Source organism: Bacillus sp. HMA207, assembly GCF_003402455.1.
Classification (GTDB): domain Bacteria; phylum Bacillota; class Bacilli; order Bacillales; family Bacillaceae_G; genus Bacillus_A; species Bacillus_A cereus.
Window position 1 is genome coordinate 504,433 of sequence record NZ_BEZT01000001.1, and the last position, 22,921, is coordinate 527,353.

A 22,921-nucleotide genomic window follows, 5' to 3' on the forward strand; every position below is an offset into this window, starting at 1 on the left:
CATGTAATATTGTAATATTTTACAAAGATTAGTGTCAAATGTTTTTTACATATCGGTTTTTATACAGCAGGAATAAAGAATGCAATAGGGAAGAAATATGTGTGAGGATTTTATAGTAAGAGGAGGCTGAATATGAAAATCGTTTTTGTTCGGCATGGTGAAGGTGAACATACAACGGATTTACCAGAAAGTTTACAAGTGTTTGACCCACCATTGACGAGAGTAGGAAAGGCTCAAGCTAAATTACTTCAACGTGATATATCATTACAAGAAGCGGATATATTAATTGTTAGTCCTACACTTAGAACTTTGCAAACGGCGACAATATGGAGTGCGAAAGTTGCTTGTCAAAAACTAGTCCATCCATATGTATCCCCACGTATTTTTCCTTATCGAGAAGGAGCGAAAACATTACCGTGCGATTATATAGTAGATCAGGGAATGATAACAAAGTTATTTCCGCATTTTTCGATAGAGAAAAGCTCAAATAATCAGTTATGGAAGGAAGGTATAAACACTATTTCAGAGAATAGTTTTCAGCAAATAGTAGATGAATTTCTTCTTTGGTGTTATGAACTGGGTGCTGAAAGAATTTGCATTGTATCTCACGATGGAACAATTACAGCATATAGGCAATATTTACAGAAAGTCGTTTTAACTAGATCAGATTTTTTGAAAGAAACGGGCATATATGAAATGGATTTATCCCATAAAATTCTGATTGATAAGGGCTGATTATAGGATGGGGGTTGTATGTTGAATATTGCATTAGTAGTTGGTTTTAATTCGGATTTAGAAGCGCAATCAATTCGAGCATCTCTTGAATATTTTGGTGCAAGGGTTGTGACATATTGGATTGGTAGACCGAAAGATTTTGTGGAAGTTCTTTCTGGAAAGAACTTATTTAACAATATTAATTATATTATTTTTTGCTTTCATGGTGAAGAAGGGAAGTTTGTCATAGAAGAGTTAGGCGAAGAAGTATATGAACAAGATGAACCGAGAGGGTATTTTGGTACAGAAGAAATTTATAAATATGCAAAATTGCATAATACACATATTGTAAATAGCGGGTGTACGTTAGGGGAGCAAAATCTAGCAAAATCTTTTTTACATAGTGGTGCGAAATCATATATTGGATCGATTGATTATGTAGATGGAAATGCAGCACTTATGTTTACTATACGCTTATTTTATGGGGTTATTAACCATGGGAAAACGTTAGAAGAAGCGTTTCAAGAAGCGAGTTTAATTGATGAGGAGACACATACATTTCGATTCTATAATTAGTGTGAAACACGTTTATTCTATATTCGAATAAACGTGTTTCACATTTAACTCACATTTTTTTTACATTTTTTTCAATGAAAATGGTTATCACTTGTGGTATGATATGTTCAAGTTTTTACAGGTAATAAAAGTTACTATATAAACGTTAGTTTTTAATGTTTCATACGCATGTCACGGATTATTCATAATTAACGTTTGAAAAATAAGTAACTAATGTTATTATATTATCTGTAACTAACTTAATTACAACTTTAGGAGGAAGATATGGTTATTCAATTTTTAAGAGAAAACAAAGCAGTTTCTTTTGCATTAGCAGTAATTCGAGTATATCTTGGTTACACATGGTTAATGGCTGGAATCGGTAAACTACAAGGAAAAGGATTCGATGCAACAGGTTATTTGCAAGGGGCAATTGAAAAATCTAAAGGTGCACAACCGGCTGTTCAATCTTGGTGGGCATCATTCTTACAAGAATTTGCAATTCCAAATGTAGATTTGTTTAATACACTTGTAACATGGGGAGAAATTTTAGTCGGAATTGGTTTAATTGTAGGCTGTTTAACAAAAACAGCGGTCTTTTTTGGTCTTGTAATGAACTTTTCCTATATGTTTAGTGGGTCAATTGGTGTGAACCCTGAGATGGTTATCTTATCTATGTTTGTTCTTGTTTCCGGTATGAACGCTGGGAAATTTGGAATGGATGGCTTCGTTATCCCGAAAGTATTAGGATCAAAAACTCCAAAACGCCAAAAGCAAGCTGCTTAATATATGAAAACGGGTATCTCATTTTGAGATACCCGTTTATGTTATTTTTCAACTTTAATCGGATTGTTCTTAAAGAAATCTTTTACATACCCGACAAATTCTTGTGGTTCTTGGCGAAATGGTGCATGATAACCTTTTTCAATAATATGTAAAGTGCTATTTTTTAAGAATTGATGATACGTTTCTCCTTCTTTCCAGGAAACGCTACTATCATTTCTGCCCCATATAATTAAAGTTGGCTGTTTTATTTCATTTGCATTAATTTTAAGACGTCTAGGCCATAATTTCATTTTATTATAATGCTCTTCATCATTACGTTTGAATTTCACTTTGCTTTCATCATAATCTGTAATAGAAGAAACGGCATTTAAATCAGTCGACAATTGTGGTTTTGGTGAGCCTTGTTTATTAACGAATGTATGAGGGCCACCTGTAGCATCAGTTAAAATAAGGTGAGTAACTGCTTCAGGATATAAATATGTTAAATTTAGAGAAATTTCTCCCCCCATGGAATGCCCCAGTATTGCGAATGAATCATACCCTAGTTTTTTCATTAATTTATAATACAAATTTGCATGAGTTGGAAAAGAATAATAAAAATCCATTGGCTTAGATGAGCGCCCGAATCCTAAAGCATCTACAGAAATAATTGTATGATCTTTTGCTAAATCGGAGTAAATCTTTTGAAAACCATCTGATGACCCTCCAAAGCCATGAATCATAAGTAAAGGTGGTTTTTCATTACCAATCTTTTTAAAGTAAATGGTTTGACCATCTATTTCTACCATTTTTTCCTCGGTAGCTAGTTTCGCTGTAATTGTATTTTTAACTTGTTTTACTTGTTCTACTGGCTTTTCTGCTGCACTACATCCTACTAATAGTGTAAGAGTAAGACAACCTACCATAAAATAGCTAAATCGCTTCAATTAGGTGTCTCCTTTCTAACATAACGCTGTATCTATCATAGCAAATAGCATATTACGATTTCCAGGAAGTTGGCTACCATTTTTTATCATAAGAGGTGAAAGGAGCGTTTCTTGGAAATTTTCTGTTTGAAGAAATTGACGAAATGTAAATTGTGAGTGTGGAACATCAATTCGTACTATACCATTCCAACATTCACATATCTTTTTTAATAATTGGATAGCATCTTCTTCTTGCTTGGCGATAAGTGGATTGATACATAATATATTGCCCTTTTGTATGCATAATGAAAAAGCTTCTATACAGTTATTTCTTTCAATTTTAAAAGAGTGTACGGCCCTTGGTAATAGCAAAGAGTAAAGTAGAGAACGATTCATACCAGTTGCAATTTGATCCAGAGAAGTAACAGATATAAGGTCTTCTTCTTGTACTTGTTGTAAGTGAGAAGGGTACGTCTTAATAGTTTGCTTTTCAAAACGATGAATCGTTGTTGCTGTTTGAAATCCGCATGATGTGTATAGAGGTTCGCCAGCTTTTGTCGCAATAAGTGCAATGGGTTGTTTTGGATGAATTTGTTCCAAGCAATGATTTAGCAACATGCGCCCTATTCCGCGTCCTTGAAAATTAGGGTGAACGATTAACATACCAATGGAAGCGAAGTTACTTGTAAAGGGAAATACTCCTCCAGTCGCAATGAGTTTGTTTTCATGAATGTAACCTACAAGTGTGCCGATAGAAAGATACATTTCGAATTGTTTTTTCATAAAAATTTCATCGTGTAACCATCCAACAGATTTGCAAAGATTAAGTAATTCAAAAATAAAAGATTCATTTAGCTTTACTATTTTCATAAAGGCTCACCGCATTTCTATTTATTTTCATAAACATAGAGTCAAAATGTAAAAAAAGAGATTTACGTTAAATGAAATCCAACTTGTTTATATTTAAATTGTAAAGGGCGGAATGATTGATACAAAAAGACAAACTTATACAAATTATAACTGATATTTACATAAGTTAACAAAAAATTTACATACAGCTAATTTTCTCTTAATAGTCTTCCATTAAATTTGATAGTGGGAAATGAATAACCTAATTAGGGGGATAAGACAGTGAAAAAGTTTGTGAAAAAAGCATGGCCATTTGCAGTTGTGGCATCATTAGCAGTTACTTCGGTAGCAACATGGAATTTTACTCGTTCTAGTGAGGTTAATGCAGATGAGAACGGAAGCAATGCAAAGATTAAAAATGTTATCGTATTAATTGGGGATGGTATGGGCCCTTCATATATGACGGCTCACCGTTATATGAAAGATAATCCAAAAACCTTTGAAATGGAATCTACAGAATTTGATAAGCATCTTGTAGGAACACAAAAAACATACCCAGAAGATGAACATGAAAATATTACAGACTCTGCATCGGCAGCAACAGCTATGTCAGCAGGAATTAAAACATATAATGCTGCAATTGCAGTTGATAATGATAAAGCGGAAGTGAAAACAGTTCTTGAGCAAGCGAAAGAAAAAGGGAAATCAACGGGACTCGTTGCAACTTCTGAAATTACACATGCAACACCAGCTGCTTTCGGTGCGCATGACATTAGCCGTAAAAATATGGATGCAATTGCAAATGATTATTTTGATGAGAAAATTAAAGGGAAGCATAAGGTAGATGTTATGCTTGGCGGCGGCGTAAAGAACTTTGTTAGAAAAGATCGTAATCTTACAGAAGAGTTTAAGAAATCTGGTTATAGCTATGTAACGGATCGAGATCAATTGTTAAATGATAAAAATGATCAAATTCTTGGTTTATTTGCACCAGGTGGATTAGATAAAATGATTGACCGCAATGAGAAAACACCTTCATTAGAAGAAATGACTAATGCAGCAATTGAGCGTTTGAACAAAAATAAAAATGGTTTCTTCTTAATGGTGGAAGGAAGTCAAATCGACTGGGCTGGACATGATAATGATATTGTTGGTGCAATGAGTGAAATGGAAGACTTCGAAAAAGCTTTCAAAGCAGCGATTGAGTTTGCGAAAAAAGATAAAAATACGTTAGTTGTTGCAACGGCAGATCACGCTACTGGTGGCTTATCTTTAGGTGCCAATGGCGAGTATAACTTTAAAGTAGATCCAATTAAAGCTGCAAAACGCACACCAGACTTTATGGCAAATGAGATTGCAAAAGGTGCAAATGTAGAAGAAACATTGAAAAAGTATATTGATTTACAATTAACTCCAGAAGAAATTCAAGCTGTAAATGATATAGCTCCGTCAAAAGATGTAACAAAGATTGATAATGCAATTGAAGATATTTTCAATAAGCGCTCGGTTACAGGCTGGACAACAGGTGGACATACAGGGGAAGATGTGAACGTGTATGCATTTGGTCCAGGTAAATACTTGTTCTCTGGCGTTCAAGAGAATACAAATATAGCGAAACGTGTCTTTGATATTGTTGGCGGTGGTGATCCGAATAAAGGAAGACGCTAATTAAGAGCGAAAGTGAGGCGAACTGCCTCGCTTTTCTTTTTAGGAGTTGGAAATATGAAAAAAATATTTGCGAAATTAAGATTCCTTCTAGCATTTGTAGTATTACTAGTTGGATGTCAACAAGAAGAGAATAATGTAGCACAAAAATCTACTACTAAAAAAACTGAGGAAAAGGTACAAATAACAAAAGAAGAAGAGAAATCTATTCAAGATGTTATTCATACATTTGTGCGAACGACCAATGAAAAAAATCTTGCAGAACATATGGAGTTATTTTCAAAGAAGATGCCTAGTGCTGAGGACTTAAAAACACAAAAAGAAGCCGCATTTCAAAAGGGAAATAAGAAAATTGAATTGGAACATATAGATATGAAAGTTAGTAAAGTAGGGTATGTTATTGTTGAAACGAAAGAAAAGGAAGTAGACGACAGTATTACTCTTCAAAAGAAAGTACAGTATGCCCTTGGAAAAGAAGAGGGTAAATGGAAGATTGAAGAGGTTCGAACAATAGAGAAAAAATAACGTGAAACTTTAATAAGTGTGGAGTCGTACTTCCAAAAAATGATATAAAAAAGGTTCTCATTGGCGAGAACCTTTTTTTATAGTGGTAGCATAATTTGATTTGAACATGCCTCAATATCATCAATATCTTGACGAATTGTGGCCATTTTATTATCCAGATCTTCAGCTTTCATTGCTGCATCATGTAGTTCATCTTTTAAATACTCCGGTATTTTTCCTTCATATTTATAATAAAGTTTGTGTTCTAAACTTGCCCAAAAGTCCATTGCCAGTGTACGTAACTGAATTTCTGCAAATACATCTTTTGTACCAGAATTTAGTGACAAAGGGTATTTAATGATCATGTGTAAACTTTTATATCCGTTTCGTTTTGGGTTAGCGATATAATCTTTTACTTCTATGACTTCCATATCCTCGCGTTTTTGAATGACTTCTTTCAAATGATAGATATCTTCTACGAAGCAACATGTAATACGAATACCAATAATATCTTGTAAATGTGTTTGAGCATTTTCAACTGTTGGTAATAAGCTTTTGCGCTCTAGTTTTTTAATAATACTTTCAGGTTGTTTTAGTCTTGTTTTTATATGTTCAAACGGGTTGTAATCCTCTAGAAATTGAGCTTCCCGGTTCATAATTTCAAATTTAGTTTTTAACTCTTCTAAAGCAAATGTATATGGTAATACAAAAGCTTTCCAGTAGTTAACTGTTGATTGATTATATTCCATTTATATACACACCTTTTCCTATTTGCAAGTGAGGTCGTTATTATACTAAATACCAAATCATATAAGCGCAAGCAGCAAATGATGAGATCATAAAGCGATATTTAGTTTTCATACTTTCAACTCCTTTCGAGTAAGATTTTATATAAATAAACGTGATTGTTAATAAGTTCACTATGTACAGTTTCTATAGTAATAGATTCGTGTGAATTTCGTATGAACTAATTGTTTCAGCTTTTTGTCTTTTTTGCTGTTAATCATAATTATTATTCGGATTTAAAGTGTTTTTATTTGATTTATCTATTTGTATAAATTAATGTATATTTAAATTTACAGTTATCGAGGAGGATATATGGTGAACTTTGAAGAATTAGCAATTGCTAGACGTTCTGCAATGAAATTTATACAAGGTATAGAAATCCCTGATGAGGATTTTAAAAAAATATTTGAGTTAACTAAGCTTTCTCCATCTTGCTATAATTTGCAGCACACACATTATGTTGTAATTCGTGATCAAGAGCGAAAAGAAAGATTAAAAGAATTAGCTTTTGGTCAATATAAAATATCGAGTGCATCAGCGGTAGTGCTCGTTTGTGGTGATAAAAAAGCATACCAAAATGTTGAAAATATTTACTTCGGTATGAAAGTTTTAAAAATGATTGATGAATGTGAATATGAAGATACAATTAGGCAAACGAAAGGTTTATATGAAGGAAAAGGAGAGCGTTTCATGGAGGATGAAGCGATTAGAAATGCTTCGTTAAGCGCGATGACTTTTATGTACGCAGCTAAATATTATGGCTATGATACATGTCCAATGATTGGTTTCGATGAAAAAGCAGTACAAAGTGAATTGAATATGCCGGAGCATATAGTACCTGTTTTAATGATTACGATAGGAAAAAGTGATACGACTAAAACTCGCCCACGAGGATATCGAAAGCCGATTAGTGAGTTTGTTACATACGAATCGTTTTAATAAAGTGAAACTTTTAATCAGTGGGGGTCTTACTGCCCGTTAATGCGGGAGAAAATTTATTTAACTATAAAAACAAGGGGATTCTAAATGGAATCTTCTTGTTTTTGCAATTGACAAATAGAATGAAGTTTTATAATATATAAATCGTAATCATTACGTTTTAGTTGCGATTTTTGAAAGAAAGGAGAATTAAATATGCGTGTAAATATTACATTAGCTTGTACGGAGTGCGGTGATCGTAATTACATTTCTAAAAAAAATAAACGAAACAATCCAGAACGCATCGAATTAAAAAAATATTGTCCACGGTTAAAGCGAGTAACGTTACATCGTGAAACGAAGTAGAAGACTAGAGATATCTCTAGTCTTTTTTGTTAATAAATTTTAGTTTTCTTTGTTATAATTACCTTAAATTGTAAGATTGAGGAGGGGAATAATGAATCAAAAAGATAAAGAGAGAAAAGAGCGAGTGGCTCATATTATTGATATTCCAGGTGATTATAGGCTTGTTGTAGATGATTAAGAAGGGGTTGATGACCCGTATCATTTATTGTGGTGGGCACATAAAGATGATGAGGAGAAACAGATACAAATTACATTAAATAGACATACTGGTAATTTAATTGAATTTAGGATAGATGATGAAAATTCTTTTTCAAGTGGCAAGGAAGCGATAGAGGAGAAGAAGGCAAGAGAGATTGCAAATGCGTTCTTGAAAAAATATACAAAAGAAGGATATGAATTCTATACATATGTAACGGTTAAGGATGACAGGCGCGGTTGGAAAGAAGTAAATTATATGCAAGAAGTGAATAGCTATCCATTGCCGAATACAGGGTGCGTTGTGCGAGTGCACCCTTCAGGTAATGTTGTGCATTTTCATTACAATGGACAAAAAGCTATAGAGAAAAAACCGTTATGGCCAAGTGAAATTGTTGAGGAGAATATCGTTTTAGAAAATTTGAAAGCTAGACAAGATATGAGACTTGTATTTGTAGATTTAACATACTCTTCATGTGAGTATAAAAGCGGGGAAGAAGTAAAAGGGTACCAGCTTGTATATGAACCAGAGCCTAGTCATGCGTTTATTGATGCAAGTACAGGTAAAGATTTATTTGGACTAGATCATTATAAATTACCTTCGGCTGTAGCTGTTGAAAAATCGAAAAAAGGTAACGAACGAGGTGACGTATTCGAATTATTTGACTGGAATAAAGAAGGTTTTACAAAAGTAGATGAGACAGAAAATGATGATGAAATAAGGATGAAATTTGTTCCGAAAGAGGAATTACAAAAACAGAAAGAAGAAAAGGATCCATATTTAATGAATGAATTCTTTAAAAAGCATTTACCGATGTTGAAATATAATAATTTAGTTAGCGTTAAAATTGATAAATTAACCAATGAATTAACTGGTTTTATAAAACTGACAGATGATAAAGAAGTAAAGCAAATACTGTCTAGAGAGGAATGTTTACAAAAAGCACTTCAATTTTTAGAACGAGTTATTCCAGATATCACACAATATCTGCGTCTTTGGGAGGAACGTGAAGAAGCAGAAGATGGGATTGAAAGATTTATCTTTTCTGTATATATAAATGATATTCCGGCAGAGTATAACCAATTTATGATTAACATCAATGCAGAAAATGGTGCTGTTATGCACTACTCGGGGGAGTCTAGCAACTTTATAAAAGAATTGCTCACATATGAAATAACACCAAAAGTAACTAAAGAAAAAGCGTTAGAAATATACAGAGAGGCTATCCGAGTTAAATTAGAATGGTTTTTAGATCATGATGCAGAGGAAACGAAATACAAACTACTTTACAAACAAACGACAGATGAAAAACATAAAGAACCTTTTAATTGTAGGCGGGAAATTCGTTATATTGATGCCCAAGCGGGGAGAAAGATTTGGAGTAAGTAAAATAAAAAGAGTTATTTTTCAAAGAAAATAACTCTTTTTATTTTTATACTTTGCCTGTTCGTTTTTCAAAAGTAAATGTGATAGGAAGATTGGAATGAGAACTATCACTTTTAAATATTACTTTCCATTCTTTAGTATGGGCTTTAATTTCAAAATTAAGAAGATTCATCGCTCTACGTTTATCTATTTCTAAAAACATATTATGAATTTCTGGTTCTTGCTGTAAATTAAGAGCCTTTAGTGTGACTGTAAATGTGAAAAAATTCTGCCCTTCATATACTATTTTTGATATTTTTGTTTTTTGTTTATTTAACAGCACATAAAAACGGTCTGATGGAGTTAATTGTACAGAGTCATCAGTAATTTCATTTTCGCTATTATGAAGTTCAACTAAGTAAGATGTACTATGGGAAGAATCTTTTTTGCTTGTAATCTGTAATTCAGTAGGAATCATCGGTATTTCATAAAAATCATTTCTTATTATGTTGTTGTAATCCTCTGAAAATTTACGAACTTCTTTTGGAAAAGAGTCTTCTTGTGTACTTAAAAAAGTTTTGTTTTGCTTTGGAATTTTTTTACTAAAATTTAATGTTTCTTTAAAGTAATAATTGGATCCAGTTAAAAATAAACAACTACAGATTAATAAAAAAATTCGATACGGATTTTGAAAGTGAAAGAATAATAGTATACATGTAATAATTCCAATTACATAGAAAATAAAGATAAGTAGTTCTAGTTTTGAGTGAAAGGAGAAACCATAGTTATGAAAAAATTTTATTCCAGTTATAATTTGAGCTCCAAAAAATAAAGAAATTCCAAATTGAAAAAATAATAAATCAGGCCCTCTTTTAATAACAAAAGTAATGAACGAAATGAAAAGTAAAAATAACCCTAAATAAATTGTTACATTTAATAATCGTTCTAATATAATCATGAATAGTGTCCCCTTTAATAGCATATTCATATATAAATAACAATTTTATTTAATTATAATATAACGATAAAATATTTTAAATGTTAGAAGTGTTGAGTTTTATAAATAAACTGTACAGACACAAACAACCTCACGCCCACATACACATAATAAAGACCACTATTTTGGCGGAGGTGAAAGGTTTGAGTCTATTCGCCGCAATTGGATATATGGTTCGAGAAGTGTTTGTCTTTGTTTCTTATGTGAAGAACAATGCGTTCCCGCAGCCGTTATCATCAGATGATGAGAGAAAGTACTTAGAGTTAATGGAGCAAGGTGATGCTCAAGCGAGAAATCTTTTAATTGAACATAATTTACGGCTTGTAGCTCATATCGTTAAAAAATTTGAGAACACAGGAGAAGATGCAGAAGATTTAATTTCAATTGGTACGATCGGGCTCATTAAAGCGATCGAGAGCTATTCTGCAGGAAAGGGAACGAAGCTTGCGACGTATGCAGCACGCTGTATTGAAAATGAAATTTTGATGCATTTACGTGTACTAAAGAAAACGAAAAAAGATGTTTCACTTCATGATCCGATCGGGCAAGATAAAGAGGGCAATGAAATATCGCTTATTGATATATTAAAATCAGAGTCTGAAGATGTAATTGATATGATTCAACTTAGTATGGAGTTAGAAAAAATTAAAGAGTATATCGATATTTTAGACGAAAGAGAAAAAGAAGTGATTGTGAAACGTTTTGGACTTGGGCTAGATAAGGAGAAAACACAGCGGGAAATCGCTAAGGCGCTTGGTATTTCTAGAAGCTACGTATCACGGATTGAAAAGCGTGCTTTAATGAAAATGTTCCACGAGTTTGTAAGGGCAGAGAAAGAGAAAAAAGCGAAAGAGTAAAGTGTATTAGAAGCAGCCATATTTAAAATGGGCTGCTTTTCTTATTGTAAATAAGAAAAGAAAACGCGTTATGCTAAGAAGAAATACATGTTCACTGTTGAAAATGACGGATTCTATCTGTAATATTAGAAGGTGCTAAATAATTTAAGAATAATACCATACTTAGTTTTCTGTATATATAATAAGGCTGCTTTATATGATATGTGGGAATAAGAACCAATTTTACATATGATATAGAAAGAAAAGAAGGGAAAACTAAAGTTATAGACTGATTAGGGGGTTTCGCAATTTGCGACGTACATTATATCGACTTATGATAGAACTTACAAATGGTCGCTTTACTTCTTATATATTCCGTAAATTTGCACAATCTCGTTTGAGCTCTATCATTATTCCATCGTACGCGAAAGTTTTTCAAATTAATCAAGATGAGATGGAAAAGGGTTTGAAGGAATATAGAACATTGCATGAATTATTTACGCGTAAGCTAAAAGAAGGAAAGCGTAGTATTGATACAGATGCATCGAGTATCGTTAGTCCTGTTGATGGTGTTTTTGCAGATCATGGTCCTATTGAGGATACAAAAACATTTGATATTAAAGGAAAGCGCTATTCAATCGTGGATATGCTAGGTAATGAAGAACGTGCAACGCGATATGCAGGCGGTACATATATGGTAATTTATTTGAGTCCAAGTCATTATCATCGCATTCATAGTCCGCTTTCTGGTTCTGTGACTGAAAGATTTGTACTCGGTAGAAAATCATATCCGGTAAATGCAGCTGGTATGGAATATGGGAAAGAACCACTGTCAAAAAATTATCGTTCTGTTACAGAAGTAAGCAGTGATGGCGAGCATATGGCTCTTGTAAAAGTAGGTGCTATGTTTGTTAATAGTATTGAGCTTTTGCATGAGAGAGACACTGTTCAAAAAGGTGAAGAAATGGCATACTTTACATTTGGTTCAACAGTTGTGTTATTGTTTGAAAAAGATATGATAGAAGTAGTGCAGGAATTAAAGAGTGGACAAGAGCTTCGTCTTGGTGAAAAAATAGCTACTCGCTTAGCTCATAAATAAAGAAAAGCTTTTATAACCGTAAGTAAGAGTTATGGGCAAAGATACTTAATGATGAAATCCCCTAGATGGGAGTACTTGTTTATTCGAGAGCCATCGTAGGATGGCTCTTTTTACAGGGCATCTAATAATTTATCCTTTAACTGTTTGATTGGTAAGGGCTGATTAAACTTTCACTTTATATGTAATCAAGATGATTTGACAAGCTTGTCCTCTAATGAGCGTCTAATGATTTCTTGTTTTATAAGTAAAATGAAGTCGGGATTTAATTTTAGTTCTTTTGCTTTATAATAAGACTCAGTGAGTAACTCAGTGGATAACTGTTCCATATGTTTTGTTTTCAAGGTGAGTCACCTCCTAATAATATAAGGATTGATTCGTTGATGCATTTAATGTACCAAAAAAATATGACAGTCACAAACGAGTGGTTATCCACATACCTAGGTGGATAAAGTGTGTATAGTTTGTTAGTAAATTCCAAATTAACTGCAAAATTAATGTGGAAAATGTGTACAATTTTATCCACAGGTTATATATCGAAAAATGTTGTCGAAAAATTTTATGAAAAATCCTCAAAGAGGTGAAAGAAATTGAAACTATTTTTACCAAATGAATATGTGAAAAATGTATATCATGTTCAACCAGAAGATTTAAAAAAACGTGGGATTAAAGGCGTTATTACTGACTTAGATAACACTTTAATTGAATGGGATCGTCCCAATGCAACGCCGCAACTTGAAAAATGGTTCTTGGAAATGAAAGAGCAAGGCATTCAAGTAACGGTCGTTTCAAATAATAATGAGCAACGTGTGAAAGATTTTGCTGATCCATTAGGTATTCCATTTATTCATAGTGCACGTAAACCATTTGTTCGCGCATTTAAGCGTGCGATACAAGAGATGCGTTTGCAGCCAGATGAAGTTGTAGTAATTGGAGATCAGTTACTGACTGACGTGCTTGGTGGAAACCGAGTAGGCCTTCATACAATTTTAGTTGTACCGGTAGCACAAACGGACGGATTAGTAACGCGCTTTAATCGAAAAATTGAACGAAGAATTATGAAAAATATGAAGAAAAAAGGTTTAATTAACTGGGAGGAATAAAGTTTGACTGAAACAATTAAATGTATTGGTTGCGGTGTAGAAATTCAAACAGAAAATAAAAATGAAGTGGGGTATGCTCCTGCCTCATCTTTAGAAAAAGAACAAGTCATTTGTCAACGTTGTTTTCGCTTGAAACATTACAATGAAATTCAAGATGTATCGTTAACAGATGATGACTTCCTACGCATTTTAAATGGAATTGGAAAATCAGATGCATTAGTAGTCAAAATTGTAGATATTTTTGATTTTAATGGTAGCTGGTTACCTGGCTTACATCGTTTCGTAGGGAATAATAAAGTATTACTTGTTGGAAATAAAGCTGATTTAATTCCAAAGTCAGTAAAACATGATAAAGTAAAACATTGGATGCGCTATAGTGCAAAGCAGCTAGGATTAAAACCAGAAGATGTCTTTTTAATTAGTGCAGCGAAGGGACAAGGAATTGCTGAACTAGCAGATGCTATTGAGTATTATCGCGGCGGCAAAGATGTTTATGTTGTTGGATGTACGAATGTAGGGAAATCGACATTTATTAATCGTATGATTAAAGAATTTAGTGATGAGACTGAAAATGTAATTACAACATCTCATTTCCCAGGAACAACACTGGATTTAATTGATATTCCATTGGACGAAGAGTCTTCTTTATATGATACGCCAGGTATTATTAACCACCACCAAATGGCTCATTATGTTGGAAAGCAAAGCTTAAAGCTTATTACACCAACAAAAGAAATTAAGCCGATGGTATTCCAATTAAATGAAGAACAAACGTTATTCTTTAGTGGATTGGCACGTTTTGATTATGTAAGTGGTGGTCGTCGTGCATTTACTTGTCACTTCTCGAATCGCTTAACAATCCATCGTACAAAGCTTGAGAAAGCAGATGAATTATATAAAAATCATGCTGGGGATTTACTAAGCCCACCAACGCCAGAAGAATTAGCAAATATGCCTGAGTTAGTGAAATACGAATTTAATATTCGTGAACCTAAAACAGATGTTGTATTCTCTGGATTAGGATGGGTTACTGTGAACGAACCAGGAGCAAAAATTGTTGCACACGTACCAAAAGGAGTAAGTGTTTCACTACGTAAATCTTTAATTTAATATGGAGAGGGATTTATGAAACAATTATATGGTGTAATCGGAAATCCAATTGGACATTCATTATCACCCGTTATGCATAACGATGCATTTGAACACTTGAATATGGATGCCCATTATCATGCGTTCCTTGTTGAAGAGGAATTGCTAGGGGAAGCAGTAAGAGGTTTAAAAGCATTAGGTATTTCAGGATTTAATGTAACAACTCCGCACAAGGTTGCTATTATGGAGTATTTGGATGAGATTGACCCATTGGCAAGGAAAATCGGTGCAGTAAATACAGTGGTTCATAAGGATGGAAGATTAATTGGCTATAACACAGACGGGATTGGTTTTGTTCGAGCGCTGCAGTCAATTAGTAATGAACCACTTCAAGGGAAACGTATTTTGTTACTTGGTTCAGGTGGTGCTAGCCGAGCTATTTATTTTTCTCTTGCTGATGTAGGTGTAAAAGAGATTGATGTAGCCAATCGTACAGTAAATAAGGCGAAGGAACTTATTGCTGCACGTACGACCGATGTTAATTCTGTTGCTTTGTCGTTAGAAAAAGCGACAGAAGAACAAGGAAATTATGATATTATCATTCAGACGACAACGATAGGTATGCATCCGCACGTAGAATATACGCCATTACAAATTTGTTCGTTAAAAAAGGGAACGATTGTATCAGATATAATTTATAATCCATTTCAAACGAAAATTTTATGTGAGGCAAAAGAGCAAGGTGCAATCATTCAAAATGGTATTGATATGTTTGTTTATCAAGGAGCACTTGCATTTGAAATGTGGACAGGACGCACGCCAAATATCGAGAGAATGAAACAATTAGTTATAGAAAAGCTTGGAGGCTAACATATATGTTAACAGGAAAACAAAAAAGATTTTTACGTGCACAAGCACATCATTTAACACCAATTTTTCAAGTAGGAAAAGGCGGAGTAAATGAAAATATGATTAAACAAATTGCAGATACTTTAGAAGCTCGTGAGTTATTTAAAGTAAGTGTATTACAAAACTGTGAATTTGATCGCCGTGAGGTTGCGGAAGAACTTGCAAAAGGTGCACGTGCTGAAATCGTTCAAGTAATTGGAAGCACAATCGTTTTATACAAAGAATCAAGAGAAAATAAACAAATTAAGCTTCCTCGATAAAAAGATTAGCATGGGCTATTTTTATCGCTGATGCGTAATGATGTAGAGAGCGAAACCAATTGAACTTTTATTAATAGCAACTCTCTTCATTCCTAACCGAGGAGAGTTGCTGTATATAAAAGGAAGGGGCGTTTCTTTTGAGGAAAATTGGCATCATTGGCGGTACATTTGATCCGCCTCACTATGGACATTTGCTAATTGCAAATGAAGTATATCACGCTTTGAACTTGGAAGAAGTATGGTTCTTGCCAAACCAGATTCCGCCACATAAACAAGGGCGGAATATTACAAGTGTAGAAAGTCGTTTACATATGTTAGAGCTCGCGACTGAGGCAGAAGAACACTTTTCTATTTGTTTAGAAGAGCTAAGTAGGAAGGGCCCATCTTATACGTATGACACTATGTTACAATTGACGAAGAAGTATCCGGATGTGCAGTTTCACTTTATTATTGGTGGGGATATGGTTGAATATTTACCGAAGTGGTATAACATTGAAGCTTTACTTAATCTTGTAACGTTTGTTGGAGTTGCAAGACCTGGGTATACATTGCATACACCATATAAGATTACTACAGTGGAAATTCCGGAATTTGCAGTTTCTTCATCCTTATTACGTGAGAGATATAAAGAGAAGAAAACGTGTAAATATTTACTTCCTGAAAAAGTACAGGTATATATCGAGAGGAATGGGTTGTATGAATCGTGAGAATGCACTGCATATTGTCAAACAACAAATGCATGAAAAACGTTATATACACACAGTTGGTGTAATGGAGACAGCGATTGAGCTTGCTAAGTTATACGGTGTGGACGAGAAAAAAGCAGAGATGGCAGCTATATTCCATGATTATGCGAAATGTAGAGCAATTTCAGAAATGGAAGAGATTATTAAACGTGAAGATTTGCCGAAAGATTTACTTTGCTATAACAAAGAGTTATGGCATGCACCTGTTGGGGCATACTTAGTAGAAAAAGAAGTAGGCATTACGGATTCTGAAATTTTGCAAGCTATTACATATCATACAAGTGGTCATGAGAATATGACGATGTTAGATAAAGTGATTTATGTAGCTGATTACATTGAACCTGGGCGAAAGTTTCCAGGAGTGGAAGAGGCTCGTAAACTCGCATATACGGATATAAATCAAGCCCTATTATTTGCGTTAAAGAGAACAATTCAATTTTTAATGGAAAAAGATCAGACGATTTATCCATTAACATTCCAAACATACAATGCAGTTATCAAGGAGGAAATGAGTAAATGAACGATAAAGAATTATTAGTATTAGCGGCAAAAGCAGCTGATGATAAGAGAGCAGAAGATATGGTTGTCCTAAATATGCAAGGTATTTCACCAATTGCAGATTATTTCATTATTTGTCACGGAAATTCAGATAAACAAGTGCAAGCAATTGCACGTGAAATTAAATCAAAAGCACATGAGTTCCAAATCGACGTACAACGTATGGAAGGGTTTGACGAAGCGCGTTGGGTATTAGTTGATCTTGGAGATGTAGTTGCTCATATATTCCATAAAGATGAGCGTAATCACTATAATTTAGAGCGTCTATGGGGCGATGTGCCACGTGAAGATATTACAGAAGAGTTAGGCCAATGAAATACGAACAATTTGCATTGTTGTACGACGAACTAATGAATGATGTCCCTTATGATAAATGGGTGGAATTTACAGAGGAAAGTTTACAGCAGGCAGATATGAAAGAGGCAAAAATTCTTGATGTAGCATGCGGTACAGGTAATGTAACCCTGCCGCTTGTGCAAAAGGGTTACGATTTAATAGGTGTCGATCTTTCAGAAGAAATGTTAACAGTCGCTCAGCAAAAACTAGGAGGAGAGGGATACTTTATTCCTTTTTATCAACAAGACATGCGAGAGCTTGATGTTCCAGGTGAGTTTGATTGTGTAACCATCTTTTGTGATTCATTAAATTATGTATTGCAAGAAGATGGAGTACAAGAAACATTTAGAAGAGTATTTCATCATTTACGTCAAGATGGTTTGTTTTTATTTGATGTACATTCTTTATATAAAATACATCATGTATTTCAAAATGAAACGTATACAGTGAATGGAGAAGAAATATCTCTTATTTGGAATTGCTTCCCTGGTGAAGAATCAAATAGTGTAGAGCATGATTTAACATTCTTTGTTCAAGATCCGGAAGAAGATGTGTACCATCGGTTTGACGAATGTCACGTGCAACGTGCATATCAAGTGGAAGAGTTAACGAAATGGCTTGAAGAAGCAGGTTTTACAGTGCTTCGTGTAACAGGTGATTTTGAGCGACTTGAAGTTACAGAACAAACAGAGCGTATTTTCTTCATGGCGAAGAAAAACGGATAAAACAAAAGCAACCGAGAAGGTTGCTTTTGTTTTATAAAGAAAATGTATTTTTAGTTCTAGCATAATCTGAAGATTGTATGCGTAAAGTGTGGGAATAGTAGTTGAAGTGAAAATGTATTGTAAAAAAGTAAGTATTTATAAAAAGGATTTGGAATGAAAATGACGTATTTATTATGTGTGTTTATTGAATTGCTGATCAACGCATTCTAAATCTTCATCAAATTTTTCATGTGTTCGCTCGATTAACTTATGGAACATATCTCCAACGTGCTCTTCTAAAACCCGAATGCCTTCCCCAGTAACGCCGCCTTTCACGCAAACCTTTTCTTGTAAGGTAGGTAATGTGAAGATTTCTTTTTCAAGTAATTTCCCCATCCCCACGACCATTTCACTTACTAAAGTAGTAGCCTCTTCGTGTGTAATATTTGTTTTATCTACAGCAGCGTTAATGAAGCATTGTAGTAAATAACTAAAGAAAGCAGGACCGCAACTTGCTATATCAGATGAAACGCGCGTTATATCTTCTTTTATTACAAGAGGTGTAGAAATGTTTTTGAATAGACGAAGTAGTTTTTGTTGCCATTCTTCAGAGCAATTATCTCCAAATGTAAATAGTGAGGCGCCAGAGAGCGCGCGATTTGTGATACTTGGAATGATACGCGCGACGTGGCAAGGTACGAGAGTCTCTAATTGTGATGGAGATATTGGACTTGTAATAGAAACTAAGCACGTTTCATCAGAAAAATGTTCAGCGTATTTTTTTAGGATAGGGTATATATCTATCGGCTTGACACAAATAAAAATAAGTTGTGATTGTTCGATTACTTCCGGGATTGTTTTTGCTATATGAACAGAAGGGTATTTTTCTTTTATATGATATGCTTTTGCAGGCGTCCGATTAATGATTGTAAGGCACGAAGGTTTGACAGCACGGGTTTCTAAAAATGCATCGATTAGTATATTCCCCATGTTTCCTGTCCCTATAATTCCTATGTTCAAAGTTTCATCCCTCCTTCGTAACAGCTTTCTCCTAAACAATATGAATGATGTTATAAATTTATGATTAGAGGTGTAAAATGATGTGGGATTTTCCGAAAAAGTGGTTAGGTTTAGTAGCTATTATTGGAACTTTACTTTTTCTTGTTTTTTGGAAAACGAATCAGAGTGTAGAACGAATGCCTATTACAATGAATGTACAAGAGAAGGAGATAGAAAAAAAGGGTAAACCGAAAATATCGGATACAAAGGAACAGAAAAGAACAATTATAATTGATGTGAAAGGAGCGGTCAGTAAAGAAGGGGTATATGAAATGAAGGAAGGAGATCGCGTAAAGGATGCGGTTCAAAAGGCTGGTGGTTTTTTATCAGAAGTAGATATGAAAAAAGTGAATTTAGCACAAATTGTACAAGATCAAATGCTTCTTTATATACCGAGTAAAAATGAGTCAGAACAAGGGGTGCTTACTTCTTCTAAGGAAGATGGTAAGATTCGAATAAATACAGCGGCGAAAGAACAACTAGAAAAAATTACAGGGATTGGCTCTCGAAAGGCAGAAAGTATTTTGAAATATCGAGAAGAACATGGTCCGTTTCAGAAAATAGAAGATTTATTAGAGATTGATGGGATTGGTGCGAAGTCTCTTGAAAAGATAAAAGATCAAATTATTATTCCGTAAAAGATTGACGAAGTTTTTCTTCTTTCGCTACACTACAAGTAGACAAAAAAGTAGGTGAAAAATATGGAACGAATTTCATGGGATCAATATTTTATGACGCAAAGCCATCTACTATCTTTGCGTAGTACATGTACAAGGCTTGCGGTAGGAGCGACGATCGTTCGCGATAAACGAATTATTGCTGGTGGGTATAATGGTTCAATTAAAGGTGGCGTACATTGTATAGATGATGGTTGTTACGTAATCGATAATCATTGTGTTCGGACAATTCATGCCGAAATGAATGCTTTATTACAATGTGCCAAGTTTGGTGCGAAAACAGAGGAAGCAGAAATTTACGTTACGCATTTCCCTTGTTTACAATGTTGTAAGGCAATTATTCAAAGTGGTATTACAGCGGTTTATTATGCGCAGGATTATAAAAATCATCCATACGCCATAGAGTTATTTGAACAAGCGAACGTAACAGTGAAGCACGTTCCGCTAGAATATGATATTGCTGCATTAGAGGAGCAAAAACGTTATACAGAGTTGAAAGAATTATTTGCGTCTTTAGAAAAAGATAATTTATCAATGGAAGAATTACAGCATGTATTCACGAAAGCAAAAATGATGCTATAAGGAGTGAGTATAAGTTGCAGGAACAATGGGGGTATGTTGCAATCTCGTTTATAATAGGGATTGCAATTGCCTTTTCCTCGTCACTTTTATTGATAGTTTTTTGCCTCTTTTTAAATGTTTTCTTCTGTTTATATCGCACTTCGCGTAAAACCTTCATTTTTTGTATTGTAGCGTGCTTTAGTAGCGCCATATACACTTCCTGTGTTCAAACGTGGAATAAGCCTCTAGGGGAGTCCTATGGAGTTACAAGAGGGGTTATACAAAATGCACCGCTTGTTAATGGGGATCGCCTATCTTTTCAATTTGAAGATCAGAATAAAAATATAGTGCAGTTAAGTTATAGAATCAAATCAGTCTTGGAAAAGAAAAAAATGCAACAATTATACGCAGGGATATCATGTGTATTCGAGGGTGAGAGGAAAGAACCGGAAACAGCTCGGAATTTTCATGGTTTTAATTACCGTGATTATTTATACAAACAACATATTCATTTCACATTTGAGGCTACATATATTTCTGAATGCTATAAAACATCACTGTCGCTCACGCAATGGATTCTTCTTTTGAGGCAACAAGCAATCTCGAAAGTTACAGAAATGTTTCCAGAGCAATCAGGTGCTTTTATGAATGCGTTACTATTTGGTGATAGACAACAAATGACGTTTGAAGTGGAAGAGCAATATCAACAATTTGGTCTTGTACATTTGTTAGCAATTTCAGGTTCGCACATTGTAATGTTAATGGTGATAGTATATTTTATTTTGCTAAGAAGCGGTGTGACAAGGGAGGTAGCAACAATTTGCCTTATCGTTTGTATTCCTTTGTATATGGTTTTAGCAGGGGCGTCACCCTCTGTTATAAGAGCTTCTATAACAGGAGTTTTGATGTTGATTGCTTTTATGTGCTCGATTCGTTTATCTAGTTTAGATGCTTTAAGTGTAACAGCTATATGCATGCTTATATATGACCCTTATCTTGTTTTTAATATTGGATTTCAGTTTTCTTTTGTAGGTAGCTTCGCTTTACTTTTGTCTGCTCCGTTATTGTTAGAGAGTAGCAACGGAATAATCCGAAATTCTATTTATATTTCTATCATTTCACAGCTCGTTAGTACTCCGATTTTGTTATATCACTTTGGTTATTTTTCTCCATATAGCATTCTCCTCAATCTCTTATACGTTCCGTTTTTATCTATCATTGTATTACCATGTAGCATTATTATTTTACTGTGTATGCCAATTGTCCCGTTTCTCGCAAAAGGATTTGCCGATGTATTATCAATAGGCTTGAGTATGTCTAATGATTTTCTAAGTTATTGTGAAAGTTTACCATTTACCCAGCTTATCTTCGGGGAAACGCCCTTCAATCTTGTAGCTGTATATTGCGCCAGTATTGTCAGTATATTGATGGTTTGGGAACGGAGAGCGCCGAAAAAAATAGTTTGTATAGTTGCGAGTGTATTTCTTTTTATTAACACATGTCATTATATATATCCATATTTTAGAGGCAGCGGAAGTGTAACATTTATTGATGTTGGACAAGGTGATGCAATATTAATTCGCCTTCCGTATGATAAAGGGATTTATCTTATTGATACAGGTGGAACGCTTCGTGTAAATAAGGAAGAATGGCAACAAAAAAAGCATGAATTTTCTGTTGGAAATGATGTTTTAATACCCTTTTTACAAAAAGAAGGTATTAAAACAATTGATAAATTAATCGTAACGCATGGAGATGCAGATCATATAGGTGCTGCGCAAGAATTATTATCATATATACCTGTAAAAGAAGTGGTATTTGGCCGAAAGGGAAAAGATGCAGTATTAGAAAAAGTAGTCAAGAAACGGGCATTAGAAAAGGAAATGAAAATAACTGAAGTGGGGGAAGGGGAGAGTTGGAGTGTAAATGAAGCGGAATTTTTCGTTTTAGCTCCAAAAGGAAAAGAAAAAAGCGAAAATAATGCTTCAATTGTAATATGGGCAAAATTTGGAGGGTTGAAGTGGCTATTTACAGGCGATTTGGAAGAAGAAGGGGAAAAGATTTTAGTAGAGGCATATCCAGATTTACAAGTGGATGTTTTAAAAGTTGCTCATCATGGGAGTAATACGTCATCTATAGAGCCTTTTTTGAACGTCATACAGCCTCGTGTAGCGATTATATCTGTTGGTAAGCAGAATAGGTATGGACACCCGCATAAAGAAGTGATAGAGCGTTTTGAGAAGATGGGGAGTGCGATATGGCGCACGGACAAGCAAGGTGCTATTTCCTATGTTTTTAAAGGGGAAAATGGAACCTTTAAAAGTAAAATCACATATGATAAAACACATAATAGATGAAAAAGAGAAGACTGCCATGAAGTG

The 22,921-nt window shown here is 34.2% G+C and carries 26 protein-coding genes and 1 pseudogene; 21 read left to right on the top strand and 6 right to left on the bottom strand.

Features of this window, described 5'->3' with window-relative positions; translation table 11 throughout:
* Window positions 1-132: 132 nt before the first annotated feature.
* From HMAS_RS02730 to HMAS_RS02740, 3 genes are all read left to right on the top strand, one after another.
* On the top strand, window positions 133-735 hold the full coding sequence (locus HMAS_RS02730) for a histidine phosphatase family protein (RefSeq protein WP_000706246.1): 603 nt from the start codon (window positions 133-135) through the stop codon (window positions 733-735).
* Window positions 736-753: 18 nt separating this feature from the next.
* Window positions 754-1,290: a hypothetical protein gene (locus HMAS_RS02735; protein ID WP_000931927.1), complete on the top strand. Its 537-nt coding sequence runs from the start codon at window positions 754-756 to the stop codon at window positions 1,288-1,290.
* A gap of 264 nt (window positions 1,291-1,554) precedes the next feature.
* Window positions 1,555-2,055: a DoxX family protein gene (locus HMAS_RS02740; protein ID WP_000236592.1), complete on the top strand. Its 501-nt coding sequence runs from the start codon at window positions 1,555-1,557 to the stop codon at window positions 2,053-2,055.
* Between the two features lie 41 nt (window positions 2,056-2,096).
* On the opposite strand, the gene HMAS_RS02745 is transcribed toward HMAS_RS02740, so the two are convergent.
* Window positions 2,097-2,981 (bottom strand): alpha/beta fold hydrolase, encoded by an 885-nt coding sequence (locus tag HMAS_RS02745; RefSeq protein ID WP_000819810.1) that lies wholly within the window; start codon window positions 2,979-2,981, stop codon window positions 2,097-2,099.
* Window positions 2,982-2,996: 15 nt separating this feature from the next.
* Window positions 2,997-3,830: a GNAT family N-acetyltransferase gene (locus HMAS_RS02750; protein WP_000706696.1), complete on the bottom strand. Its 834-nt coding sequence runs from the start codon at window positions 3,828-3,830 to the stop codon at window positions 2,997-2,999.
* 261 nt (window positions 3,831-4,091) lie between these two features.
* Here HMAS_RS02750 and HMAS_RS02755 point away from each other — a divergent pair, with 261 nt between their 5' ends.
* Both HMAS_RS02755 and HMAS_RS02760 read left to right on the top strand, forming a co-directional pair.
* Window positions 4,092-5,477 (top strand): alkaline phosphatase, encoded by a 1,386-nt coding sequence (locus HMAS_RS02755; protein WP_000714912.1) that lies wholly within the window; start codon window positions 4,092-4,094, stop codon window positions 5,475-5,477.
* Between the two features lie 54 nt (window positions 5,478-5,531).
* A complete protein-coding gene (locus HMAS_RS02760; RefSeq protein ID WP_000717906.1) occupies window positions 5,532-5,999 on the top strand; it encodes a hypothetical protein in 468 nt (155 codons plus the stop codon).
* Between the two features lie 77 nt (window positions 6,000-6,076).
* Here HMAS_RS02760 and HMAS_RS02765 read toward each other — a convergent pair whose 3' ends face one another.
* Complete coding sequence (locus HMAS_RS02765) at window positions 6,077-6,727, bottom strand: GTP pyrophosphokinase (RefSeq protein ID WP_000456230.1); 651 nt, start codon at window positions 6,725-6,727, stop codon at window positions 6,077-6,079.
* Window positions 6,728-7,076: 349 nt separating this feature from the next.
* On the opposite strand from HMAS_RS02765, the gene HMAS_RS02770 reads away from it, so the two are divergent.
* From HMAS_RS02770 to HMAS_RS02780, 3 genes and pseudogenes are all read left to right on the top strand, one after another.
* Complete coding sequence (locus HMAS_RS02770) at window positions 7,077-7,703, top strand: nitroreductase family protein (RefSeq protein WP_000245976.1); 627 nt, start codon at window positions 7,077-7,079, stop codon at window positions 7,701-7,703.
* 195 nt (window positions 7,704-7,898) lie between these two features.
* Complete coding sequence (gene rpmG, locus HMAS_RS02775; protein ID WP_001265617.1) at window positions 7,899-8,048, top strand: 50S ribosomal protein L33; 150 nt, start codon at window positions 7,899-7,901, stop codon at window positions 8,046-8,048.
* A gap of 91 nt (window positions 8,049-8,139) precedes the next feature.
* Window positions 8,140-9,633: pseudogene (locus HMAS_RS02780) on the top strand (YcdB/YcdC domain-containing protein).
* Window positions 9,634-9,676: 43 nt separating this feature from the next.
* Here HMAS_RS02780 and HMAS_RS02785 read toward each other — a convergent pair.
* Window positions 9,677-10,597: a hypothetical protein gene (locus HMAS_RS02785; RefSeq protein WP_088867919.1), complete on the bottom strand. Its 921-nt coding sequence runs from the start codon at window positions 10,595-10,597 to the stop codon at window positions 9,677-9,679.
* A gap of 152 nt (window positions 10,598-10,749) precedes the next feature.
* Between HMAS_RS02785 and sigK the strand changes: the two genes are divergently transcribed.
* Together sigK and HMAS_RS02795 are read left to right on the top strand one after the other, a co-directional pair.
* On the top strand, window positions 10,750-11,463 hold the full coding sequence (gene sigK, locus HMAS_RS02790; protein ID WP_000051382.1) for an RNA polymerase sporulation sigma factor SigK: 714 nt from the start codon (window positions 10,750-10,752) through the stop codon (window positions 11,461-11,463).
* A gap of 289 nt (window positions 11,464-11,752) precedes the next feature.
* Entirely contained in the window at window positions 11,753-12,541 is a 789-nt protein-coding gene (locus HMAS_RS02795) for a phosphatidylserine decarboxylase (protein ID WP_116344696.1), read from the top strand.
* 185 nt (window positions 12,542-12,726) lie between these two features.
* Here the strand turns inward: HMAS_RS02795 and HMAS_RS02800 are convergent, their stop codons facing one another.
* Window positions 12,727-12,882: a sporulation histidine kinase inhibitor Sda gene (locus tag HMAS_RS02800; RefSeq protein ID WP_000850094.1), complete on the bottom strand. Its 156-nt coding sequence runs from the start codon at window positions 12,880-12,882 to the stop codon at window positions 12,727-12,729.
* A 246-nt stretch (window positions 12,883-13,128) separates the two neighbouring features.
* Here HMAS_RS02800 and HMAS_RS02805 point away from each other — a divergent pair, with 246 nt between their 5' ends.
* The 8 genes from HMAS_RS02805 (at window position 13,129) to HMAS_RS02840 (ending at window position 18,264) form a co-directional block, all read left to right on the top strand.
* Window positions 13,129-13,641: a YqeG family HAD IIIA-type phosphatase gene (locus HMAS_RS02805; RefSeq protein WP_000765314.1), complete on the top strand. Its 513-nt coding sequence runs from the start codon at window positions 13,129-13,131 to the stop codon at window positions 13,639-13,641.
* A gap of 3 nt (window positions 13,642-13,644) precedes the next feature.
* Window positions 13,645-14,751, top strand: a complete 1,107-nt coding sequence (gene yqeH / locus HMAS_RS02810; protein WP_000140799.1) for a ribosome biogenesis GTPase YqeH — start codon at window positions 13,645-13,647, stop codon at window positions 14,749-14,751.
* A 15-nt stretch (window positions 14,752-14,766) separates the two neighbouring features.
* A complete protein-coding gene (aroE, locus tag HMAS_RS02815) occupies window positions 14,767-15,600 on the top strand; it encodes a shikimate dehydrogenase (protein ID WP_025709768.1) in 834 nt (277 codons plus the stop codon).
* A 5-nt stretch (window positions 15,601-15,605) separates the two neighbouring features.
* Window positions 15,606-15,899 (top strand): ribosome assembly RNA-binding protein YhbY, encoded by a 294-nt coding sequence (gene yhbY / locus HMAS_RS02820; protein WP_000955224.1) that lies wholly within the window; start codon window positions 15,606-15,608, stop codon window positions 15,897-15,899.
* A 137-nt stretch (window positions 15,900-16,036) separates the two neighbouring features.
* Window positions 16,037-16,606 carry a nicotinate-nucleotide adenylyltransferase gene (gene nadD, locus HMAS_RS02825; protein WP_001226048.1) on the top strand — a complete coding sequence of 190 codons (570 nt, stop codon included), beginning with the start codon at window positions 16,037-16,039 and terminating at the stop codon, window positions 16,604-16,606.
* A complete protein-coding gene (yqeK, locus tag HMAS_RS02830; RefSeq protein ID WP_025709769.1) occupies window positions 16,596-17,165 on the top strand; it encodes a bis(5'-nucleosyl)-tetraphosphatase (symmetrical) YqeK in 570 nt (189 codons plus the stop codon). The genes nadD and yqeK overlap by 11 nt, the downstream gene beginning before the upstream one ends.
* Window positions 17,162-17,518 carry a ribosome silencing factor gene (gene rsfS, locus HMAS_RS02835; protein WP_025709770.1) on the top strand — a complete coding sequence of 119 codons (357 nt, stop codon included), beginning with the start codon at window positions 17,162-17,164 and terminating at the stop codon, window positions 17,516-17,518. The genes yqeK and rsfS overlap by 4 nt, the downstream gene beginning before the upstream one ends.
* Complete coding sequence (locus HMAS_RS02840) at window positions 17,515-18,264, top strand: class I SAM-dependent methyltransferase (protein ID WP_000873069.1); 750 nt, start codon at window positions 17,515-17,517, stop codon at window positions 18,262-18,264. Before rsfS ends, HMAS_RS02840 begins: the two co-directional genes overlap by 4 nt.
* 171 nt (window positions 18,265-18,435) lie before the next feature.
* Here the strand turns inward: HMAS_RS02840 and comER are convergent, their stop codons facing one another.
* On the bottom strand, window positions 18,436-19,263 hold the full coding sequence (comER, locus tag HMAS_RS02845; protein WP_025709771.1) for a late competence protein ComER: 828 nt from the start codon (window positions 19,261-19,263) through the stop codon (window positions 18,436-18,438).
* Window positions 19,264-19,340: 77 nt separating this feature from the next.
* On the opposite strand from comER, the gene HMAS_RS02850 reads away from it, so the two are divergent.
* From HMAS_RS02850 to HMAS_RS02860, 3 genes are all read left to right on the top strand, one after another.
* Window positions 19,341-19,940, top strand: coding sequence for a helix-hairpin-helix domain-containing protein (locus HMAS_RS02850; RefSeq protein ID WP_000989932.1), 600 nt, complete (start codon window positions 19,341-19,343; stop codon window positions 19,938-19,940).
* A gap of 63 nt (window positions 19,941-20,003) precedes the next feature.
* The gene (locus HMAS_RS02855; RefSeq protein ID WP_000439773.1) at window positions 20,004-20,561 is read left to right on the top strand and encodes a ComE operon protein 2; all 558 of its coding nucleotides are present in this window, start codon (window positions 20,004-20,006) and stop codon (window positions 20,559-20,561) included.
* Between the two features lie 14 nt (window positions 20,562-20,575).
* The gene (locus HMAS_RS02860) at window positions 20,576-22,897 is read left to right on the top strand and encodes a DNA internalization-related competence protein ComEC/Rec2 (RefSeq protein ID WP_116344697.1); all 2,322 of its coding nucleotides are present in this window, start codon (window positions 20,576-20,578) and stop codon (window positions 22,895-22,897) included.
* Window positions 22,898-22,921: the final 24 nt, after the last annotated feature.

What these genes read in the sequence shown, in the direction of transcription:
- yqeK (WP_025709769.1), top strand. Translation starts at nt 16,596, where the DNA reads ATGAATCGTGAGAATGCACTGCATATTGTCAAACAACAAATGCATGAA.
- HMAS_RS02840 (WP_000873069.1), top strand. Translation starts at nt 17,515, where the DNA reads ATGAAATACGAACAATTTGCATTGTTGTACGACGAACTAATGAATGAT.
- HMAS_RS02770 (WP_000245976.1), top strand. Translation starts at nt 7,077, where the DNA reads ATGGTGAACTTTGAAGAATTAGCAATTGCTAGACGTTCTGCAATGAAA.
- HMAS_RS02785 (WP_088867919.1), bottom strand. Translation starts at nt 10,597, where the DNA reads ATGAATATGCTATTAAAGGGGACACTATTCATGATTATATTAGAACGA.
- HMAS_RS02765 (WP_000456230.1), bottom strand. Translation starts at nt 6,727, where the DNA reads ATGGAATATAATCAATCAACAGTTAACTACTGGAAAGCTTTTGTATTA.
- HMAS_RS02750 (WP_000706696.1), bottom strand. Translation starts at nt 3,830, where the DNA reads ATGAAAATAGTAAAGCTAAATGAATCTTTTATTTTTGAATTACTTAAT.
- yhbY (WP_000955224.1), top strand. Translation starts at nt 15,606, where the DNA reads ATGTTAACAGGAAAACAAAAAAGATTTTTACGTGCACAAGCACATCAT.
- aroE (WP_025709768.1), top strand. Translation starts at nt 14,767, where the DNA reads ATGAAACAATTATATGGTGTAATCGGAAATCCAATTGGACATTCATTA.
- HMAS_RS02740 (WP_000236592.1), top strand. Translation starts at nt 1,555, where the DNA reads ATGGTTATTCAATTTTTAAGAGAAAACAAAGCAGTTTCTTTTGCATTA.
- rsfS (WP_025709770.1), top strand. Translation starts at nt 17,162, where the DNA reads ATGAACGATAAAGAATTATTAGTATTAGCGGCAAAAGCAGCTGATGAT.
- rpmG (WP_001265617.1), top strand. Translation starts at nt 7,899, where the DNA reads ATGCGTGTAAATATTACATTAGCTTGTACGGAGTGCGGTGATCGTAAT.
- HMAS_RS02760 (WP_000717906.1), top strand. Translation starts at nt 5,532, where the DNA reads ATGAAAAAAATATTTGCGAAATTAAGATTCCTTCTAGCATTTGTAGTA.
- HMAS_RS02855 (WP_000439773.1), top strand. Translation starts at nt 20,004, where the DNA reads ATGGAACGAATTTCATGGGATCAATATTTTATGACGCAAAGCCATCTA.
- HMAS_RS02735 (WP_000931927.1), top strand. Translation starts at nt 754, where the DNA reads ATGTTGAATATTGCATTAGTAGTTGGTTTTAATTCGGATTTAGAAGCG.
- HMAS_RS02730 (WP_000706246.1), top strand. Translation starts at nt 133, where the DNA reads ATGAAAATCGTTTTTGTTCGGCATGGTGAAGGTGAACATACAACGGAT.
- HMAS_RS02850 (WP_000989932.1), top strand. Translation starts at nt 19,341, where the DNA reads ATGATGTGGGATTTTCCGAAAAAGTGGTTAGGTTTAGTAGCTATTATT.